Raw genomic sequence first — 18,087 nt, 5'->3', positions numbered from 1 at the left:
AAGGGACAGGTTTATTTTGGCAGGTTTTATCTGGGCAAACGTCGAACCCCAAGGCCTGCAGCACACTCGCCCAACCGCAAAGGAAGCAACCATGAAAGCACTCGTCATCAACGGTCCCAACCTCAACATGCTCGGCATCCGCGAGCCGGGCATCTACGGCAGCGACAACTACGACCGTTTGGTCCAAATCTGCAAAGAAGCAGGCGCCGCGCAGGGCTTTGACGAAGTCGAGGTCTTCCAGTCCAACCACGAGGGCAGCATCGTCGACAAGATTCAGGAGGCCTACGGCAAGGTCGACGGCATCGTCATCAACCCGGCGGCCTACACGCATACCAGCGTAGCCATCCTGGACGCCCTCAAGGCCGTCGCCATCCCCGCCGTTGAGGTCCATATCAGCGCCGTCGAAACGCGTGAGGACTTCCGCCAGGTGAGCTACGCCCGCCTAACCTGCTTCGCCACCATCACCGGCGAAGGCCTCCAAGGCTACGCCCACGCGCTGGAGCTGCTGGGGGAACGTCTCGAAAAGTAGCCTCGCGAGCAAATCCATCAACGCGATTCACACGCTAATAATGCCAGTGCCGCCAGCAGCAACCTTGCTACTGGCGGCACTTTATTACTGGCATATAATCATTGCAGTCACACAACGTCTGGAGACGCGCATGTTAAGCATCCATCTGGGGGATTACCCTGGTTCCATCTACGATACCGAAACCTATTTTAGGAACTCATACTTGGACTCATGGTTCGAAGACCCTATGGCCGCACAGATTATTAAAAGCGTGGACGGATCAGAGCTCATCGGTCCCCACAACATCGTAAGCAAACAGCTGGGCTCGATCACCCCACTCGAACTGTCCGGCGGCGTTAAGACGCTGCTGCTGGTGCGCAATCTCCCAAATATGGTGTTCAACGCATCCACCTGCGGAGACAACTGTGCCCGCTGGCTACTCAAGATCGGCAAAGAGCAGGATGTGCTGGTGACCTTATACCACATCATGAAATTCCCCTGGAAGAGCTTTGAGATCCGCATCGATAACGATGGCCGTAACGTCAGGAACATGCAGGAGTTTGTCGGTGCCACCAATGACTTTTTGGATGTTGATGAGTAATGAGGGGAACACATACTGTTGTCGTCGAGCGCGCAAAAGTAAAGTACACACTCACCTTTAAACGCAACATTTCCTTTATACGCGGCAACAGCGGCACGGGCAAAACGACGCTCATCTCGATGATTCGCGACTACAACGACCGAGGACCGGAAAGCGGCGTTGCACTCAGCTGCGACGTACCTTGCGAAACGCTTTCCGGCAGACGCTGGGAGCGCGAGCTGTCGATCATCGAAGATTCAATCGTCTTTCTAGATGAGGGCAACGAGTTTATCTACTCAAAGGACTTCGCCAAAGCCGTAAACGGCTCGTCCAACTATTTTGTTCTGATATCTCGTCGCGATGCCAACGAGCTCCCCTACAGCGTTGATGAGATCCTGAAGTTAGTCAACACGACAAGTAAAACAATCAATGGCCGCAAGAGCGACAGGCGCTTCTACTCGGTGACCAAGCCACTATATGACCACACGGCAAGTATGCTGTATCAGGATCTAAATGTTGGATTCGAGGTACCCGACGCCGTAGTTGTCGAAGATAGCAAATCTGGCTATCAATTCTACGACGCTCTTTGCAACCGGCTCGGGATCCCCTGCTATACCGCCACCGGCGTAGCAAATCTAAAGCGGACAATTCATGAATGCCCCGAGCAAAACGTTCTTGCCATTGGAGACGGAGCAGCGTTCGGTCCTTATATCGAAAAGGCATTGGGGCAGCGTGTTTACAAGAATGTTCGCTTGTTCCTCCCGGAGTCATTCGAGTGGACGCTCCTGCGCTCCGGACTCATCCCCAGTAGCGACATTCCCAAAATCCTTGAAGACCCCTCGAGTTATATCGAAAGCCGCGACTACCTAAGTTGGGAGCGGTTCTTCACCGATGTGCTGGTCAAATACTCGGCAGAAACCCGCTACGTTTACAAAAAGGCACGCATCAACGAGCAGTACCTAAAGCCGCAGGCAATGAATGCTGTATCGAACGTCTTACCAGAGTGCTTAAGGATGAAATAGCCAACCCCACGCTAAATCATACAAATAGAACCTTATTAAAATATCGGACGCCCGTAGCGAATACCTGCGGGCGTCCGATATTTTAATAGATAAAACCCCATCAAGCGCAAGCTGGCAACATACCAGCTTTACAAACAGGCTTTTAGTATTAGTATGGTATGTATCCTATACGTTCCGGTTTGAAAGGAACAGAGATGCCGCCTAAGACGATTCAAGTTAGCGAAGATTTAGCAAACCAAATCAAAGCAAGGAGAGCAGAACTGGGTCTTAGCATCGAAGAAGCAGCTTCCAGAGCCGGAATCGGGGCAAAAACATGGGGCAAGTATGAGAGCGGCCAATCCATTCGAAGCGACAAGGCAACAGCCGTGTGCAAGGTCCTCAAATGGAAAAACTTCCCCGATGATTCAGCCGCAGAAACTATAAATGAGGCCACGACAAAAGAATCCTTGGCAATCGATTCGACTCATGCCGCCTGGTCCCAACTCTTAAAAGATGAATACGGTTATAAAGGCGCAGCGTCCTTCGCCTTTGGCACCGACATTCTGCTTGACTATATCAATCAGGATCTTGAGGACCTCTCTCATCTTCCAAAAGGGACTCATGTAGGACAACTCCCCGATAGCTGGATGATTGATTTACTCCCGTCTCAATATCTGATGCAGTACAACTATGACTTTCTATTCAAATTTCGAGCAGATCTAATTAGTTATCGTATGCGAGCAAAACACGGACAAGACATAATGGCCCACACCGTTGCACAAGAACTGCTTGTAAGGCTTATCCGAGATGCGTCATTCGAACTCGTTTCCGACTGGAAAACCGATGAAACCGATCTCGATGAAGACGGCTATCCGCGGGACTTAGGCTGGGATGAATGGCCCGAGGATATCTGTGGCGACGATGATCTCAAATTCTTTTTTAATGACGACACATGGACGGAAGAAGGCAATTCATATTCGTTCGAGAACTGGTTTGAACCCCAGTTTTATCTAAGTTAAACAGGCAACGAACAAACGGAGCTTCAGCAGAGACTGAAGGCGCCCAGTTCTAACCCTGACACAAAAATGTCCACAAAACAGCGGGGACGACCAAGTTGGTCGTCCCCGCTTTTGTTACGCCTTTTTGATTACGTATGCCAAGCCGATATCGCAGGCGCAGCGTATGATTGATGCGAAGAGCCACGATGCCGGCAGTGTCATGAGCAGCGGCATCGTCTGCCAGGGGATAAACCAATCGACCGCGTGAATTGCAAAGATCGCCAGGCTGGCTTGTCCGCAAAAAACGAGCCCTCGCTCAAGGGTGCCCAAGACCGGAGCTTCCTTCAGCTTCTCCACGGCCATGGAAACCCAACATACGCAGTAACTGCCAGCAAGAGCGGCAATCGTGGCGACAACAAAACCGTCCGCGCGGCGGCTCGAAAGCTCAAGCCCGCTAAGAGCCGCCAGAACAAGCCAAACAATTCCAGCCCCAATAAACAGCAGCGGCTTGTCTACACTCGGCTCCAGCCCCCTTTGACGCACCGTATAGCCAATCCACATCAGCAAAACGATGTAGCAGCTCAGATCCAGATCGAGCGGCAGGTAGATACCCAAAAAGCGAGACACGCTCAGGCCACCGAAAGCTATCGCAGCACAGACAACGCCCTGCCTGGCAACCCCAACTTCACGCCCATCAAACAGCCGCAACAGCGCATTAAACAGCAGGCGCGACGTAAACAGCGCGGCTAAAAACCACGCCATGCCAACGGCGGCAACGCCAAGCCCAGGCACATCAACGCCCGAGGCAAACACGAGTGTCTCAAGTCCGCCCGTAAGCGCACTACCCGTCAAAGGAGCCCCGCTCATCAAGAACGTCGGCACCTGCCACGCCAGCGCAAGCACCACATACGGCACCAGCAGGCGCGACACCGAACCACTCACCAGCTCGCGCCACGGCTTAGGCCTAAACGTATATCCAGCAAGAATAAAGAACACCGGCATGTGAAACGAGAAGATGGCATGCCGCAAAGGGGAAGGATTTGTGACGGTGTGCCCCACAATGACCAGAATAATTGCAATCCCCTTTGCAATATCTATCCAGTCGAGCCTTTTGGTCCCCATAACGCACCCTTCAAAACCACAGCACATAAGACGAAAAAAGCCCGGACCACCAAGCGGTCCGGGCTTAATAAACGATGGTGCTCCATGGCGGATTCGAACCGTCGACCTTGGGATTAGAAGTCCCCTGCTCTATCCAACTGAGCTAATGGAGCAAATAACCGCACGCCCAAGCACGCGCACGCGTGCCAGGCGCAGATAATTATAACCTAGTTGAACTGCTCGCGGTACGCCTTACAGACCTCATCAACCGGGCCGTCCATGCGAAGGTCGCCCTTCTCAATCCAAACGGCGCGCTGGCAGATGCGCTCAACCTGCTCCATAGAGTGCGAAACGAACAGAACCGTCACGTCACCGCTCTGGATAAAGTGCTGAATACGCGCCTCGCACTTTTGCTGGAAGAACACGTCACCGACGGAGAGCGTCTCATCAACGATCAGAATATCGGGCTCGGTAATCGTGGCGATTGCAAAGGCGATACGCGCCACCATGCCCGAAGAGAAGTTCTTAAGCGGCATGTCGACAAAGTTCTGCAGCTCGGCGAACTCGATAATGCCGTCAAAGTTGGCGTCGATGAACTCCTTGGTATAGCCGAGCAGCGCACCGTTCAAATAAATGTTCTCGCGCGCCGTCAGCTCGGGGTCAAAGCCAGCGCCAAGCTCAATCAGTGGTGCGATGTTACCGTGCACCTTAACGCTGCCCTCGCTAGGCTCAAGCACGCCGGCGATAATCTTGAGCATCGTAGACTTGCCGGAACCATTGGTGCCCACCAGGCCCACGACCTCGCCGCGATGAATATCGAACGAGATGTGCTTAAGCGCCCTAAACTCCTCAAAGAACAGCTCGTGCTTGGCAAGCTTAATGAAATACTCCTTGAGGTTGGTCAGCGACTCGGACGCCATGTTAAAGATCATGGTGACGTCGTCGACCTCGACAGCCAGAGGCTGCTCGCTGTAATCAACAACAGATTCAGTCATCACAGCACTCCTTAGATGTAGAGGATGAATTTGCGCTCGGACTTATGGAACACGGTGTAGCCAATAGCAAGCGCAAGAACCGCCCAAGCGACGCACATACCAAGCGTCAAGAACGAAGGCGTGGTCTGGAACAGGAAGATGTCACGCATAAACTGCAGGTAGTTGTACATGGGGTTCGCATAGACCAGGATGCGCACGATATGGGGCATTTGCGCAACGAAGTCGGTCGTCCAGAAGATGGGCGTGATATAGGTCCACGCCGTGATGACGACACTCCACAGATGCATAACGTCGCGGAAAAAGACGGTGAGCGCCGAAAGCATCATACCCAGGCCCATGCAGAAGCACATAAGCAAGAACAAGCAAACAGGCAGCAGAATGAGGTGCCGCGAAGGCATAACGCGGAACCACAGCATAACGATGGCGACGGCGACCAGCGAGAAGGCAAAGTTGACCAGCGAGAAGAGCACCTTCTGCACCGGGAAAACCCAGCGGTGAACCTTGACCTTCTTGAGCAGCGGAGCTGCGCCCACGATCGACGTCAGCGCCTGGTTCGTAGACTCGGACATGACGGCAAAGGTGACGTTACCCACGATCAAGTACAGCGGGTACATCTCGGGCGTAATAGAGCCGTTGCGACCCTGGGCAAAAATCGTCGAGAACACGATGGCCATGACGATCATCATCAGCAGCGGGTTGAGCACCGACCACGCAACGCCCAACACGCTGCGACGATACTTAATCTTAAAATCCTTGGTAACCAGCTGACGAAGGATAAACGCGTCCTTCTCAAATTCGTTCTTAGCAAACGTCGCAGGCAGACTGCGAGTTTCTTGTTGCTTTGTCTGATCCGACACGGATGCAACTCCTTTACTCGTAATCGTTGACAAACGAACAGTATAGACCCGACAGGCAGGCAAACGAATCGCGCAACAAAACTGGAGAACTAACCCACATCTTAGGATGCCAGGCGCAAACGGCTATACTTTCAGAGATTGAAATTCAAAGGAGCATTGAGTGAATTCTGAATCCATTGCCGTCATTATCCCCTGCTACAACGAAGCCCTCACGATCGGTAAGGTCGTCGACGACTTTCACCGCGAGCTTCCGCAGGCGACGGTCTATGTCTATGACAATAACTCGTCGGACGAGACTTCCCGCATCGCAACAGAGCATGGTGCGACGGTCCGCTTTGAGCCGCGTCAGGGCAAGGGCAACGTCTGCCGCCAGATGTTTCGCGACATCGATGCCGATTGCTACCTGATGGTCGACGGCGATGACACCTACCCCGCCGAAGCGGCCAAGGCCCTCTGCGAGCCCATCCTTAACGGCACGGCCGACATGACCGTAGGCGATCGCCTTTCCAACGGCACCTACGCCGAGGAGAACAAGCGTGCCTTCCACGGCTTTGGCAACAACCTGGTACGCGCCATGATCAAGTGGATCTATGGCTACAGCTTCGATGACGTCATGACCGGTTACCGCGCCATGAGCCGCCCATTCGTCAAAACCTTCCCTGTGCTTTCCGAGGGCTTCCAGATCGAAACCGAGCTCTCGATCCACGCCGTCGACCACCGCTGGCGCATCAAAGATGTGCCCATCGAGTACCGCGACCGTCCGGAAGGTTCCGAGTCCAAGCTCAATACCGTGAGCGACGGCATTAAAGTCGTTGCGATGATCGGCACGCTGTTCAAGGACTACCGCCCGCTAAAGTTCTTCACCCTGGTCGCGATTTTATTCGCGCTCATCGGCCTCGCTCTGGGCATGCCCATCGTTGTCGAGTATTTCCAGACCGGCCTCGTCCCGCGCTTCCCCACCGCCATGCTCGCCGCCTCGTTTATGTTCCTGTGCGGCCTGAGCCTCGCAACCGGATTCATCCTCGACTCCGTGGCAAAGGTCGAAAAAAAGCAGTGGGAGGTCAACGTGTACAGCAAATACGCTTTCGATGACTATCGCAGCGACAAAACGAACGCCAGGTAAATCGCCATGCCGCTCATCTCCATCGTCGTTCCGTGCTACAACGAGCAGGAATCGCTTCCGATCTTTCTCAAAGAGCTCGATGGCGTTGTCCACGCCATGACGCAAACGCACCCTGATATTTCATTCGAAGCAGTCCTCGTCGACGATGGCTCAGCGGACGCAACGCTCACCGTCATGAAAGCCGAGTCCGCGGCATCGCATCCTTATGCCATTCATTGGTACTCCTTCTCGCGCAACTTTGGTAAAGAGGCGGCGCTGTTTGCCGGACTCCAGCATGCAAAGGGCGACTATGTTGCCACCATGGATGCCGACATGCAGGACCCGCCCTCGCTCCTGCCGCAAATGTACGAGATCCTGCAAACCGAAGACTACGACAACGTCGCCACGCGCAGGACCACCCGCGAAGGCGAGCCTCCCATCAGGTCGTTCTGCGCCCGCATGTTCTACAAAATCATCAACCGCATTTCCAAGGCCGACATCGTCGACGGAGCGCGCGATTTTAGACTCATGAAGCGACCCATGGTCAATGCAATCATTTCCATGGGCGAATACAATCGATTCTCTAAGGGCATTTACGGCTGGGTCGGCTTTAAAACCAAGTGGCTCCCCTATGTAAACGTCAACCGCGTGGCCGGCGAGACCAAGTGGAGTTTTTGGTCGCTGCTCCTCTATTCCATCGACGGCATCGTCGCGTTCTCCACGGCCCCACTCTCACTTGCCGCCCTCACGGGCATCGTTTTTTTGCCTCATCGCCATCCTGGGATTTATCGTTATCCTGGTCAAAACGCTTGTCTGGGGTGACCCCGTAGGCGGATGGCCCTCACTCGCCTGCCTCATTACGCTGTTTGGCGGCATGCAGCTTCTGTGCCTGGGAATTATCGGCGAATACCTGGCAAAAGCCTATCTGGAGACCAAGCGACGCCCCATCTATATCGTTCGCGAGTCCAACGAGGATTCTGATGACACGGTCCAATAACAGCACGCTCAAGAACGTTGCGTTCTACGCTGCCTGCTTCACGTTTTCCATCACGCTCTTTATCGCGCTTGCGATAGCAGGGCATGTCTATCCCTTTGGCGACAATTCGTTTCTCACCAACGACCTCAAGTACCAATACATCGACTTCTTTACGTGGTTCCGAAGCGTCCTTTTGGGCGAAGCGAACCTTCGCTATTCCTTCTCCCAGGGACTCGGCATGAACACATGGGGGCTCTATAGCTACTACCTCGCGAGCCCCTTTAATCTGCTCTGCGTGTTGTTTCCCCAGGACAAGCTCACGCTCTTCGTATTTGCCACAACCGCGCTCAAACTGGGCTGCATCCACATCAGCAGCGCTTGGTATGTACAAAAGCGCTTTAGCTTATCCAAGCCCGCGGCTTTCCTGCTTTCCGCGTCATTCACGTCTTGCAGCTGGACCGTCAGCAACCTGCGCAACCCGCTCTGGATCGACTGCCTGATCCTGCTTCCCGTTTGCGCCTACGGTTGTTACGAGCTCATCCGCAAGCAGCGCATGGCGCGCCTTGTCATCGCCACGGCACTGAACGTCATGTTCTGCTGGTATACGGCCTACATCAGCAGCCTGTTCCTCTGCATCTTCGTACTGGTCGAATTTGTCGATTATGTTGCACAAGAAGGATTTAGCTGGAAGCTCATGCTCGACCGAGCGCTTCGATTCGCAGGCGCCATCGTGCTCGGGTTGCTTCTCTCCGCCTGGACCTTTTTGCCGACTATCCTTGCCATGTCCAAGGGCGGCCCCGTCCTGGCCCTCAGGCCGCTGTTTAAAACAAGCCTCAAATCGCTCATCAGGGGCTTTCTCCCCGGCATGTGGGTGAACAACGATAGTACACCGCAGTTCTATTGCGGCATCATCATGATGCTGCTCGCGGTGAGCCTACTATTTAACCGCAAGGCTTCGAACAAGACGCGCATCGCAACGCTTGCCGTCACGATAATCCTGGTCGCCAGCTCCGTTTTGAGCCCGCTCGAGTACATCTGGTGCGGCATGCGCGTGCCCAACGGTTTCTATTCGCGCACGGCTTTTTTGCTGAGCTTCTTTGCGCTGTGGGCAGCGGGCTATGCCCTGCAGGCGCTCAAGGACCACCCCAAATTGTGCCGAGCATCTCGTCCGGCAGTCATACTGCCCCTCCTGGCGCTCACCGCCATTGAGCTCTTTGCCAACGCCCATAGCATGTGGAACCAGCTCTACGTAGGCTATTCCGAGGACAATAACAGCGCCTACGTCGCCACCGCAACAAACACTATAAAGACGATTCAGGACGACGACCCAACGCCGTTCTATCGCATTGACCGCACGACCACGCGTGCCGATAGCGCCGCACTCAACGAAGGCCTGGCGCTCGGGTACGATCAGCTGTCTTCGTATTCGTCTGCCAACAACCCGCAGGCCATCGCGTTGCTCAACTCCCTTGGATACAGCAGCGTGGGCGAGTTTTCGACCCGCTATGCCGAGCCGATTCTGGCTGCCGACGCGCTACTGGGGGTCAAGTACGCCATCGTCGGACAAGCGCCCGCAGGATACGTGGCAATAACCGAGCTAGGCGACACAGCAAGTGCCGTGTACGAGAACCCCTATGCGCTCAGCCTTGGTATCGCGGCCTCTAAAGATATTCAAAACTGCACGCTGGAGGGCGAGAATCCCTTCGAGAAGCAAAACGACCTGTATAGCAAAATCCTCGGCCACAAGGTTGAGCTCTACACCGAGATTGACGCCATGAAAACGGCGGACAGCCAGGATGCAAAGCAGTGGAGCGTCACCGTGCCGGCAGAATCAATCGGTTATCTCTACATCAATAAAGATGCGAATGCCGGCAGCTATTGGCCCGTCGCCCTCACCATCGACCAGCGCACAATCAATAACGAAGCTTGGCGATTCGATAACAATATCCGCCAGATTGCAGATGCATCGGATGCTCCAAGCCCACATACGGTATCGTTGGAGATTGCAGAGGGCTATACCGATATGCCCCAAGACAATGAACCGGTCTTTTACGCACTCAATCTGGAAGTCTTTGAGCAGATTATCGACGAGCTTAGGACGAGCGAGTTTATTCCGGCGGTTTTCAAGGACGGCAAGATCGAGGGCGAGTATACCGCCGAGAATGACGGCAACTTGTTGCTGAGTGTCCCATACGATGACGGCTGGAGCGTAACGATTAACGGAGCCGCCGCAGAACTAACGCCCGCTGCCGATAAGGGTATGTCGTGTCTAAGCGTACAGAAAGGCGCGAATAGGATCGTAATGACTTATAAGACCCCGGGCGCCCTTGCAGGGCTTGCGGTGAGTCTGGCTACCGCCGCCCTCGTTGCGGCTGGACTATACGCTCGGCATAAGAAAAGCCGCCGTTAACAAGCGGCGGCTTTTCTTTTGAAATATGAATAGCAGCTAGAGCGTCTTGAGGTACTCCCCCAGCTCTTCCTCCCAGTCGGGCATGTGGAAGCCGGCCGACTCGAGCTTGGACAGGTCGAGCGCGGAGTGGACCGGGCGCGGTGCGATGGGGCCCGCGGCACTCGCGTAGTAGTCGGCGGTGCTGACCGGCACGACCTTCTCGCCGTTGCCGTTGGCGGCCTCGAAGACGGCGCGCGCGATGTCCGCCCAGCTCTTAACGGAGCCGGAGCCGGTGCAGCCGTAGGTCCCGTAGGGGGCGTGTGTCCCCAGCACGTGGAAGACGGCCTCGGCCATGTCGCGCGTGAAGGTCAGGCGGCCCAGCTGGTCGTCCACGACGGCGACCTGCGTGAGCTCGTCCTCGGGGTCGGCGACGCGGTCGGACAGCGCCTTCATGGTCTTCACGAAGTTGTGCCCCTCGCCGATGACCCAGCTGGAGCGCATGATGTAGTGGCGCGGGCACCCGGCCACGGCGATGTCGCCGGCGGCCTTGGTCTGGCCGTAGACGGACAGCGGGCTGAAGGGCTCGTCCTCGGTATGGGCCTCGGCGGCGCCGTCGAAGACGTAGTCGCTGGACACGTGCACGAGCGTGATGCCGTGCTCGGCGCAGGTGCGGGCGAGCAGGGCGGGGCCGGTCGCGTTGGCCTTCCAGGCGATGGCGCGGCCCTCGGGGGTCTCCGCTTTATCCACGGCCGTGTAGGCGCCGCAGTTGATCACGGTGCCGTAGAGCGACCAGTCGTACTCGGAGTAGGCGTCCGGGTCGGACATGTCGAAGGTGTCGATGTCGCAGAAGTCGAAGTCCTTCGCCACGCCGCGCTCCTCGGCGAGCTTTCTCACCGCATGGCCCAGCTGGCCGTTGCAGCCGGTGACGAGGGTGCGCCTGGGCGCCATGGGGACGACGTCCTTCAGCATCGGGTGGTTGAGGTCGGCCTCGGAGACGGTGGCCTCCGCAAGCGGGATGGGCCACTCGATGGCGAGCTCGGGGTCGGCGAGGTTCACGAATGTGTAGGTCTTCTTCAGCTCGAGCGACCAGTGGGCGTCCACCAGGTAGGTGTAGGCGGTGCCGTCCTCCAGGGCCTGGAATGAGTTGCCCACGCCGCGGGGCACGTAGATGGCCTTGGAGGGGTCCAGGACGGTCGTGTAGACCCTGCCGTAGGTGTCACTGCCCTCGCGCAGGTCCACCCAGGCGCCGAAGACGCTGCCGCGGGCGACGGAGATGAACTTGTCCCAGGGCTCCGCGTGGATGCCGCGGGTGACGCCGCGGCTGTCGTTGTAGGAGATGTTGTTCTGGACGACCCTGAGGTCGGGGATGCCCAGCGCGGTCATCTTGGCGCGCTGCCAGTTCTCCTTGAACCAGCCGCGCGAGTCGCCGTGGACGGCGAGGTCGACGACCTTGAGGCCCTCGATTCCGGTCTCCGCCACGGAGAGGTCCTTCTCGAATGCGATGTCTGCCATGTGGGAAAAGCTCCTATCGAAGAGGTTGGATAACCGGGGGCGCCCGCGCGGGGACGCAGGATCATCCCCATGCCCTGCGGCCCCGCGCGGGCGCCCCGCGGTGCGGTTCGCCGGGATGCGGTCTTACTGCCCCTGGGCGCGATAGCGTGCCTCGGTGGCCTCCTTGGCCGGGCGCCACCAGGACTCGTTCTCCACGTACCAGTCGATGGTGGCCTTGAGCCCCTCGGCGAAGTCGGTGTGGGCCGGCCTCCAGCCGAGCTCGCGCTGGAGCTTGGTGGAGTCGATGGCGTAGCGGCGGTCGTGGCCGGGGCGGTCGGCGACCCAGTCGAAGTCCTCGGGGTCCTTCCCCATCGCCTCGAGGATCATGCGCAGGACGGTGATGTTGTTCTTCTCCCCATTGGCGCCGATGAGGTAGGTCTCCCCCATCCGGCCCTTGGTGAGGATGTCCCAGACGGCCGAGGAGTGGTCCTCGGTGTGGATCCAGTCGCGGACGTTCTCGCCGCGGCCGTAGAGCTTGGGGCGCACGCCGTCGATGATGTTGGTGATCTGCCTGGGGATGAACTTCTCCACGTGCTGGTAGGGGCCGTAGTTGTTGGAGCAGTTGGAGATCGTGGTGCGCAGGCCGTAGGTGCGGGTCCAGGCGCGGACCAGCATGTCGGAGGACGCCTTGGTGCTCGAGTACGGGCTGCTCGGGTGGTACGGCGTCTCCTCGGTGAACTTGGCGGGGTCGTCGAGCGCCAGGTCGCCGTAGACCTCGTCGGTGGAGACGTGGTGGTAGCGGATGCCGTATTTCCTCACGGCCTCCAGCAGGCGGAAGGTGCCCTCCACGTTGGTGCGCAGGAACGGCTCGGGGTCCGCGATGGAGTTGTCGTTGTGGCTCTCGGCGGCGTAGTGCACGATCGCGTCGTGGCCCGGGACGACGCGGTCCAGCAGCTCCGCGTCGCAGATGTCGCCCACGACGAGCTCAACGCGGTCCGAGGGCAGCCCGGCGATGTTCTCGGGGTTGCCGGCGTAGGTCAGCTTGTCCAGGACGGTGACGTGGACGTCCGGGTGGTTGTTGACGACATAGTGCACGAAGTTGCTGCCGATGAAGCCGCAGCCGCCCGTGACGATGATGTTCTTAGGTTCAAAAATCTCAGACATGAAAATCCAATCTGAAGCAAGTACAGCTTCTTTAGTATGCCGCAGGAAGTGACGCCGCGACACTATTCAACAAAACTATCGGACATTTCGGCATGCGATAAGAGCCATAACCTTCGCAGAATTACCTCCTGTACAAAACGCCTCCGGAATGCAGTCTTTGTCGTAGTGAAAAACCGAATCCCCAGTTATTTCACGTAAGTAATGTCCTGTTTTGGCGCCGACCGGGAAATAGCATAACGATGATTCCCGCGATCTTGATAAACAGGGACGAAAGAATGGTATTTTCCGCTCGTCTTAATCTTGTAAATCTCATCCACGCTATACGGAAGATTGGGGAAATCAGCCCTTGAGATCAGCACGAAATAATTCGAGGAATACAGCACATGATGGGCAAACTCATCAGAATGGATCTCTTTTAAGCCCTCATCGACAAATACAATCGAGTCATGAACGGACGAAAGCTGGTTTCGCCAATCATAATCGGTCAGGGCGACACAGGGACAATCGCATTGCAAGGAAACGCCCGACTGCTCGCCCGTTCGCATGTAGTCTGCGACCATGTCAAACAGCGTCGTCTTACCCGTGCCGCTATCGCCACGCACAATAGTGATGTTCCGCTTGATGGTAAATGTGTACTTGGTTCCCCTACGGCGGGAAATCTTAACAAGATGCGAACCGTTCATAAGCAGCACCTACAGATACGGAATCGACTCGTGAATCAATTCGGCCATGTTATGAACGATTCGGCCGCTGTTCACGACTTTGATTTTAAAATCCTCGCGGCCAAAGTCCATCACATGATAGAAATTCAAAACGAGCTTGCGGTCTTTCGCCATGTCGAGAATCCACTTGGCACAGTTGTCACCACAGGTAGAAGCGTTAAAAATATGCTTACGATCAAATCTCATAAGCAGCAGCGTTTTCACGCCACCAGAAAGCTGGAGTGGGGAGATGGATCCAAGCACAGGGCTTTCGATGACGTTTTCGGAGACAACAACCGATCGATCGACATCTTTAATTATCGAGACTGCATAGGGATCCGTAATCCAAGAAGATCGGTAAGAGTTTTTGAAATATGTCGCTGTGTTGTAAATCGCTTCTGGCATATCGCCAAAGTAGACGCTTAACACATCCACTCCCAATCATATTGTCTTTATGGTCAACGTAATCATAACGAAAGGGGCCACCAGATAAACGGTGACCCCTGAAAGAAAACAAGCTTGCACTAGTACTCGCGCGGGCTGTTGACGATCTCGCCGGCGGCGACCTTCTTCAGGTGCTGGCCGTAGACCGACTTGCCGTAGGCCTTGGCGGCCTCCTCGAGCTCGGCGGTGGTGATCCAGCCGTTCTCCCACGCGATCTCTTCGGGCACGGACACGGGCAGGTCCTGGGAGTGCTCCACGGCGCGGACGAACTCCGCGGCCTCGTGCAGGCTCTCCATGGTGCCGGTGTCCAGCCACGCGTAGCCGCGGCCGAGGGTGACCACGGACAGCGTCCCCTCCTCCAGGTACATCTGGTTGAGCGTGGTGATCTCGAGCTCGCCGCGCGCGGAGGGCTCGACCCTGTGCGCCTTGGCTGCCACGTCGCCCGGGTAGAAGTACAGGCCGGTGACGGCGTAGGAGCTCTTGGGCTCGGCGGGCTTCTCCTCGATGGAGACGGCGCGGCCCTCCCCGTCGAACTCCACGACGCCGAAGCGCTCGGGGTCGTCCACGTGGTAGCCGAAGACCGTGGCCCTACCGGACTCTGCGTTCTGGACGGCGCGCGTCAGGTGGCGCGACAGGCCGTTGCCGTAGAAGATGTTGTCGCCGAGCACCAGGGCGCACGGCTCGCCGGCGATGAACTCCTCGCCGATGGTGAAGGCCTGCGCCAGGCCGTCGGGGCTCGGCTGCTCGGCGTAGGAGAGGTCCACGCCGTAGCGCAAGCCGTCCCCGAGCAGGCGCTCGAAGTTGGGCAGGTCGGTCGGCGTGGAGATGACCAGGATGTCCCGGATGCCCGCCAGCATGAGGGTGGACAGCGGGTAGTAGATCATGGGCTTGTCGTAGACCGGCAGCAGCTGCTTGGAGGTCACGAGCGTGAGCGGGTACAGGCGCGTGCCGGACCCGCCGGCGAGGATGATGCCTTTCATAGAATTCCTCTCAGTTGACAATCGTTGAGCAAAAGCTGCTAATTGCAAATAACGATTAGACAAACATAGTTATTAAAATTATATGCGCCGGCAACGGCTTCCTCCTCATTCTCTTTAAAACGGACAGCAGAAACACGCATCTCTTTCTGCATTTATCGCGAGGTAGGAAATGAATAAGTACAATGAGCAGTGTCCAACAAACGAAAGGCAAACAATGCGAGTCGAAACAACCGGAGTATGCAGAGGAAACTGGAAAATCTACCAGCAACTTAAAATAGAAGGCATCCATGAAGGCTCCAGCATAAAAGCTCAAGCGGCAACGGATGACGACCGCCGCTTACCTTTGTCTCTTCTAAAATTCAAGGAAAATAACGGCGAATCGAACTCATACGTTCTTGTAATCCCCGACCCCGATACCCGAGCCATTAAAATTGAGTTTAACGAAATCGGCAAAGACGGTTGCAACCTGAGCAGCGACTCCCTTTCGCTCAATTGCAAGAACATCAAATGGGAGTCGCGTCTTAACTACAAAATTAAACCTGACATGTGCAGCAAACTCCGAAATTACGATGACGTTTCAGAGTTTGAGATGGCGACGATTGATTTTTGGCAGTGCATCGAAGATTCAAACGAGTATATCCTGAGGTGCACGATTAGAACACCGTACCGCAACGACTCGCAAATCAAACTTCGCTGCCTCGATCGATTCCTCAATGAGGTTGAGCTGAGCATAGTCAACTTCGGCTCAAATGTAACGAGCGTTGGATTTACATCCGAGAAAAAACAACTTGAAACACAGCTCTCGATCCGCATGCCAAAGGCGTTTGATCGTTGCTACTTTATAATTGACGATCAAAATCACCCTTCATTCAGTGCATTTGACTGCTTAACACCTGATAAATTAGGCTTGCTTCTTGAGGAGACCAACTTCCTCTTTACCCATGCGCAGTTTGACCCTGAATACCCCGAATGGTTTACAGAGCATAAGGCAACCATTGGCGCACTGGAGAAGCAGAGAAAAATCGTCTTCAATAGCGCTCCGAAATTCAGCATCATTGTCCCTCTTTACAACACGCCCATTTCGTTTTTTAACGATATGGTCGAATCCGTAAAAAACCAGTCTTATGCAAACTGGGAGCTCCTCCTAGTTAATGCAAGCCCTGACAATCAGGAACTAAAGGCTCGCGTTGAGCAGGAGACAGCCCGCAACAACAGGATTAAGTCAATTAATCTTACCGAAAATAAGGGTATTTCCGAAAACACAAACGCAGGCGTTGCCGTAGCTTCGGGCGATTTCGTTAGCTTCTTTGACCATGACGACATTCTTGAACCGGACTTGTTGTTCTCATATGCCGAGGCAATTGAAAACAACAATGACGTCGATCTTCTATATTGTGATGAAGATAAACTCATGCCCGATGGAAAGCTAGCGCAGCCGTTCTTTAAGCCGGATTTCAATATCGACCTGCTCAGAAACAATAACTATATCTGTCACATGCTTACCATCCGTAAGTCCCTGCTAGACACTCTAGAGCCGAACACAAAAGAGTTCGATGGAGCACAGGATCATAATCTGACTCTCCGCGCCGTGGAAAAGTCAAGGAAAGTTCATCATGTTGCGAAGGTTCTATACCACTGGCGCCTAAGCGAGACCTCCACCGCAGCAAATGCCGATAGCAAGCCGTATGCCACTATCGCAGGTATCAAAGCGGTCCAGAGTCATTTGGACAGGCTTGGGCTCAATGCGAAGGTCGAACAAGCGCGTCGTCCCTTTACATATAAAGTAACCTACGCTGTGCCAGATTCCCACCCACTCGTGTCAATTATCATCCCGACTAAAGACCACGCCGACATCCTGAACAACTGCATTACATCAATTGTTGAGAAATCAACGTACGACAATTACGAGCTCGTCATAATCGAAAACAACAGCACAGAAAAGGCGACGTTCGATTATTACGATAAGTTGCAAGCAAAATATCCTGACATCGTTCGTCTTGTAACTTGGGAACACGAATTCAATTTCTCCAAGCTCATGAACTTTGGCGTTGCTCACGCCAAGGGCGACTATCTCTTGCTATTGAATAACGATACTGAGGTAATTACGCCCAATTGGATCGAGACCATGCTTGGCATCTGCGCACGTGAGGATGTTGGCGCAGTCGGTGCAAAACTCTACTATCCCGACAACACCATTCAGCACGCGGGCCTATGCGTCACTGGCGGCGTAGCGGGACATCTATGCCAAAGCATGCCAAGGAATAATTGGGGCTACTTTGCACTCAACGATGCGCAACAAGACTTCAGCGCTGTCACTGCAGCTTGCATAATGACCAAGCGTAGCGAATATGAGAAAGTCGGAGGTTTCACCGAAGAGCTTCAAGTTGCATTTAATGATGTTGACTTTTGCTTAAAGCTACGCGAGATTAACGACCTGATCGTATACACGCCCGAAGTCGAGCTCTATCACTACGAGTCGATTTCTAGAGGCGTTGAAAACAATACGGAAAAGCAGATTCGGTTCCACAAAGAAGTCGCATACATGAATTATCGCTGGGCAAAATACTATGTCGAAGGCGATCCATACATTAACCCGAATTTCAGCGTGGGAGAACCCGGAAATCGCTACTATCATTTATAAAGTGTTAGCTTAATTCTGCGCTTTCTAATTTTAGCCTTATTAAAATGCGACTAATAGATAAGGGAATCGAGGGTCAACCCTCGATTCCCTTACTATGAATAATAGCATTCCATACATCATATACAGTTAAGAAGCGTTTGTGATTCGATACACAAGCAG

Annotated in this window: 17 protein-coding genes and 1 tRNA gene; 9 read left to right on the top strand and 9 right to left on the bottom strand. The window is 54.9% G+C overall.

Going from position 1 to position 18,087, the window contains the following annotated elements:
• Positions 1–91: 91 nt before the first annotated feature.
• The 4 genes from aroQ (at position 92) to I1M21_RS02385 (ending at position 3,108) form a co-directional block, all read left to right on the top strand.
• Entirely contained in the window at positions 92–529 is a 438-nt protein-coding gene (aroQ, locus tag I1M21_RS02400) for a type II 3-dehydroquinate dehydratase (protein ID WP_195192278.1), read from the top strand.
• Positions 530–659: 130 nt separating this feature from the next.
• Positions 660–1,109 (top strand): DUF4869 domain-containing protein, encoded by a 450-nt coding sequence (locus I1M21_RS02395; RefSeq protein WP_195192277.1) that lies wholly within the window; start codon positions 660–662, stop codon positions 1,107–1,109.
• On the top strand, positions 1,109–2,110 hold the full coding sequence (locus I1M21_RS02390) for a DEAD/DEAH box helicase family protein (protein ID WP_195192276.1): 1,002 nt from the start codon (positions 1,109–1,111) through the stop codon (positions 2,108–2,110). Before I1M21_RS02395 ends, I1M21_RS02390 begins: the two co-directional genes overlap by 1 nt.
• Before the next feature lie 194 nt (positions 2,111–2,304).
• Positions 2,305–3,108 carry a helix-turn-helix domain-containing protein gene (locus tag I1M21_RS02385; protein WP_195192275.1) on the top strand — a complete coding sequence of 268 codons (804 nt, stop codon included), beginning with the start codon at positions 2,305–2,307 and terminating at the stop codon, positions 3,106–3,108.
• Positions 3,109–3,222: 114 nt separating this feature from the next.
• On the opposite strand, the gene I1M21_RS02380 is transcribed toward I1M21_RS02385, so the two are convergent.
• The 4 genes from I1M21_RS02380 to I1M21_RS02365 form a co-directional block, all read right to left on the bottom strand.
• Positions 3,223–4,209 carry an acyltransferase family protein gene (locus I1M21_RS02380; RefSeq protein WP_195192274.1) on the bottom strand — a complete coding sequence of 329 codons (987 nt, stop codon included), beginning with the start codon at positions 4,207–4,209 and terminating at the stop codon, positions 3,223–3,225.
• A gap of 75 nt (positions 4,210–4,284) precedes the next feature.
• Positions 4,285–4,361 (bottom strand) — tRNA-Arg (locus tag I1M21_RS02375).
• 54 nt (positions 4,362–4,415) lie between these two features.
• Positions 4,416–5,183, bottom strand: coding sequence for an ABC transporter ATP-binding protein (locus tag I1M21_RS02370; RefSeq protein ID WP_006236046.1), 768 nt, complete (start codon positions 5,181–5,183; stop codon positions 4,416–4,418).
• Between the two features lie 11 nt (positions 5,184–5,194).
• A complete protein-coding gene (locus I1M21_RS02365) occupies positions 5,195–6,040 on the bottom strand; it encodes an ABC transporter permease (RefSeq protein WP_271762397.1) in 846 nt (281 codons plus the stop codon).
• A 160-nt stretch (positions 6,041–6,200) separates the two neighbouring features.
• On the opposite strand from I1M21_RS02365, the gene I1M21_RS02360 reads away from it, so the two are divergent.
• From I1M21_RS02360 to I1M21_RS02350, 4 genes are read left to right on the top strand one after another with little or no spacing between them, the layout of a single operon-like run.
• The gene (locus tag I1M21_RS02360) at positions 6,201–7,163 is read left to right on the top strand and encodes a glycosyltransferase family 2 protein (RefSeq protein ID WP_195192273.1); all 963 of its coding nucleotides are present in this window, start codon (positions 6,201–6,203) and stop codon (positions 7,161–7,163) included.
• Positions 7,164–7,169: 6 nt separating this feature from the next.
• Entirely contained in the window at positions 7,170–7,964 is a 795-nt protein-coding gene (locus I1M21_RS02355; RefSeq protein ID WP_229025532.1) for a glycosyltransferase family 2 protein, read from the top strand.
• Between the two features lie 52 nt (positions 7,965–8,016).
• Entirely contained in the window at positions 8,017–8,139 is a 123-nt protein-coding gene (locus I1M21_RS09885) for a hypothetical protein (RefSeq protein ID WP_267471373.1), read from the top strand.
• Positions 8,123–10,528: a YfhO family protein gene (locus tag I1M21_RS02350; protein WP_195192272.1), complete on the top strand. Its 2,406-nt coding sequence runs from the start codon at positions 8,123–8,125 to the stop codon at positions 10,526–10,528. Before I1M21_RS09885 ends, I1M21_RS02350 begins: the two co-directional genes overlap by 17 nt.
• Before the next feature lie 36 nt (positions 10,529–10,564).
• On the opposite strand, the gene I1M21_RS02345 is transcribed toward I1M21_RS02350, so the two are convergent.
• The 5 genes from I1M21_RS02345 to rfbA all read right to left on the bottom strand — a co-directional run bounded on the left by I1M21_RS02345 (position 10,565) and on the right by rfbA (position 15,287).
• Complete coding sequence (locus I1M21_RS02345; protein WP_195192271.1) at positions 10,565–12,019, bottom strand: sugar nucleotide-binding protein; 1,455 nt, start codon at positions 12,017–12,019, stop codon at positions 10,565–10,567.
• A 123-nt stretch (positions 12,020–12,142) separates the two neighbouring features.
• A complete protein-coding gene (rfbB, locus tag I1M21_RS02340; RefSeq protein WP_195192270.1) occupies positions 12,143–13,162 on the bottom strand; it encodes a dTDP-glucose 4,6-dehydratase in 1,020 nt (339 codons plus the stop codon).
• A 185-nt stretch (positions 13,163–13,347) separates the two neighbouring features.
• Complete coding sequence (locus tag I1M21_RS02335) at positions 13,348–13,845, bottom strand: Fis family transcriptional regulator (RefSeq protein WP_187362399.1); 498 nt, start codon at positions 13,843–13,845, stop codon at positions 13,348–13,350.
• 9 nt (positions 13,846–13,854) lie between these two features.
• The gene (locus I1M21_RS02330) at positions 13,855–14,292 is read right to left on the bottom strand and encodes a DUF4869 domain-containing protein (protein WP_195192269.1); all 438 of its coding nucleotides are present in this window, start codon (positions 14,290–14,292) and stop codon (positions 13,855–13,857) included.
• Positions 14,293–14,387: 95 nt separating this feature from the next.
• Positions 14,388–15,287, bottom strand: a complete 900-nt coding sequence (rfbA, locus tag I1M21_RS02325) for a glucose-1-phosphate thymidylyltransferase RfbA (RefSeq protein ID WP_195192268.1) — start codon at positions 15,285–15,287, stop codon at positions 14,388–14,390.
• Between the two features lie 169 nt (positions 15,288–15,456).
• Here rfbA and I1M21_RS02320 point away from each other — a divergent pair, with 169 nt between their 5' ends.
• Positions 15,457–17,928 carry a glycosyltransferase family 2 protein gene (locus I1M21_RS02320; RefSeq protein ID WP_195192267.1) on the top strand — a complete coding sequence of 824 codons (2,472 nt, stop codon included), beginning with the start codon at positions 15,457–15,459 and terminating at the stop codon, positions 17,926–17,928.
• Positions 17,929–18,087 lie beyond the last annotated feature (159 nt).

The sequence above is a fragment of the Collinsella aerofaciens genome (genome assembly GCF_015546965.1).
In the GTDB taxonomy this organism is placed as follows: domain Bacteria; phylum Actinomycetota; class Coriobacteriia; order Coriobacteriales; family Coriobacteriaceae; genus Collinsella; species Collinsella aerofaciens_X.
The sequence above is the reverse complement of the archived record's forward strand: the minus strand, read 5'-3'. Positions and strand labels throughout refer to the sequence as shown.

Coding starts and splice junctions, on each gene's coding strand:
- aroQ (WP_195192278.1), top strand. CDS start 92: ATGAAAGCACTCGTCATCAACGGTCCCAACCTCAACATGCTCGGCATC.
- I1M21_RS02395 (WP_195192277.1), top strand. CDS start 660: ATGTTAAGCATCCATCTGGGGGATTACCCTGGTTCCATCTACGATACC.
- I1M21_RS02390 (WP_195192276.1), top strand. CDS start 1,109: ATGAGGGGAACACATACTGTTGTCGTCGAGCGCGCAAAAGTAAAGTAC.
- I1M21_RS02385 (WP_195192275.1), top strand. CDS start 2,305: ATGCCGCCTAAGACGATTCAAGTTAGCGAAGATTTAGCAAACCAAATC.
- I1M21_RS02380 (WP_195192274.1), bottom strand. CDS start 4,209: ATGGGGACCAAAAGGCTCGACTGGATAGATATTGCAAAGGGGATTGCA.
- I1M21_RS02370 (WP_006236046.1), bottom strand. CDS start 5,183: ATGACTGAATCTGTTGTTGATTACAGCGAGCAGCCTCTGGCTGTCGAG.
- I1M21_RS02355 (WP_229025532.1), top strand. CDS start 7,170: ATGCCGCTCATCTCCATCGTCGTTCCGTGCTACAACGAGCAGGAATCG.
- I1M21_RS09885 (WP_267471373.1), top strand. CDS start 8,017: ATGCAGCTTCTGTGCCTGGGAATTATCGGCGAATACCTGGCAAAAGCC.
- I1M21_RS02350 (WP_195192272.1), top strand. CDS start 8,123: ATGACACGGTCCAATAACAGCACGCTCAAGAACGTTGCGTTCTACGCT.
- I1M21_RS02345 (WP_195192271.1), bottom strand. CDS start 12,019: ATGGCAGACATCGCATTCGAGAAGGACCTCTCCGTGGCGGAGACCGGA.
- rfbB (WP_195192270.1), bottom strand. CDS start 13,162: ATGTCTGAGATTTTTGAACCTAAGAACATCATCGTCACGGGCGGCTGC.
- I1M21_RS02335 (WP_187362399.1), bottom strand. CDS start 13,845: ATGAACGGTTCGCATCTTGTTAAGATTTCCCGCCGTAGGGGAACCAAG.
- rfbA (WP_195192268.1), bottom strand. CDS start 15,287: ATGAAAGGCATCATCCTCGCCGGCGGGTCCGGCACGCGCCTGTACCCG.
- I1M21_RS02320 (WP_195192267.1), top strand. CDS start 15,457: ATGAATAAGTACAATGAGCAGTGTCCAACAAACGAAAGGCAAACAATG.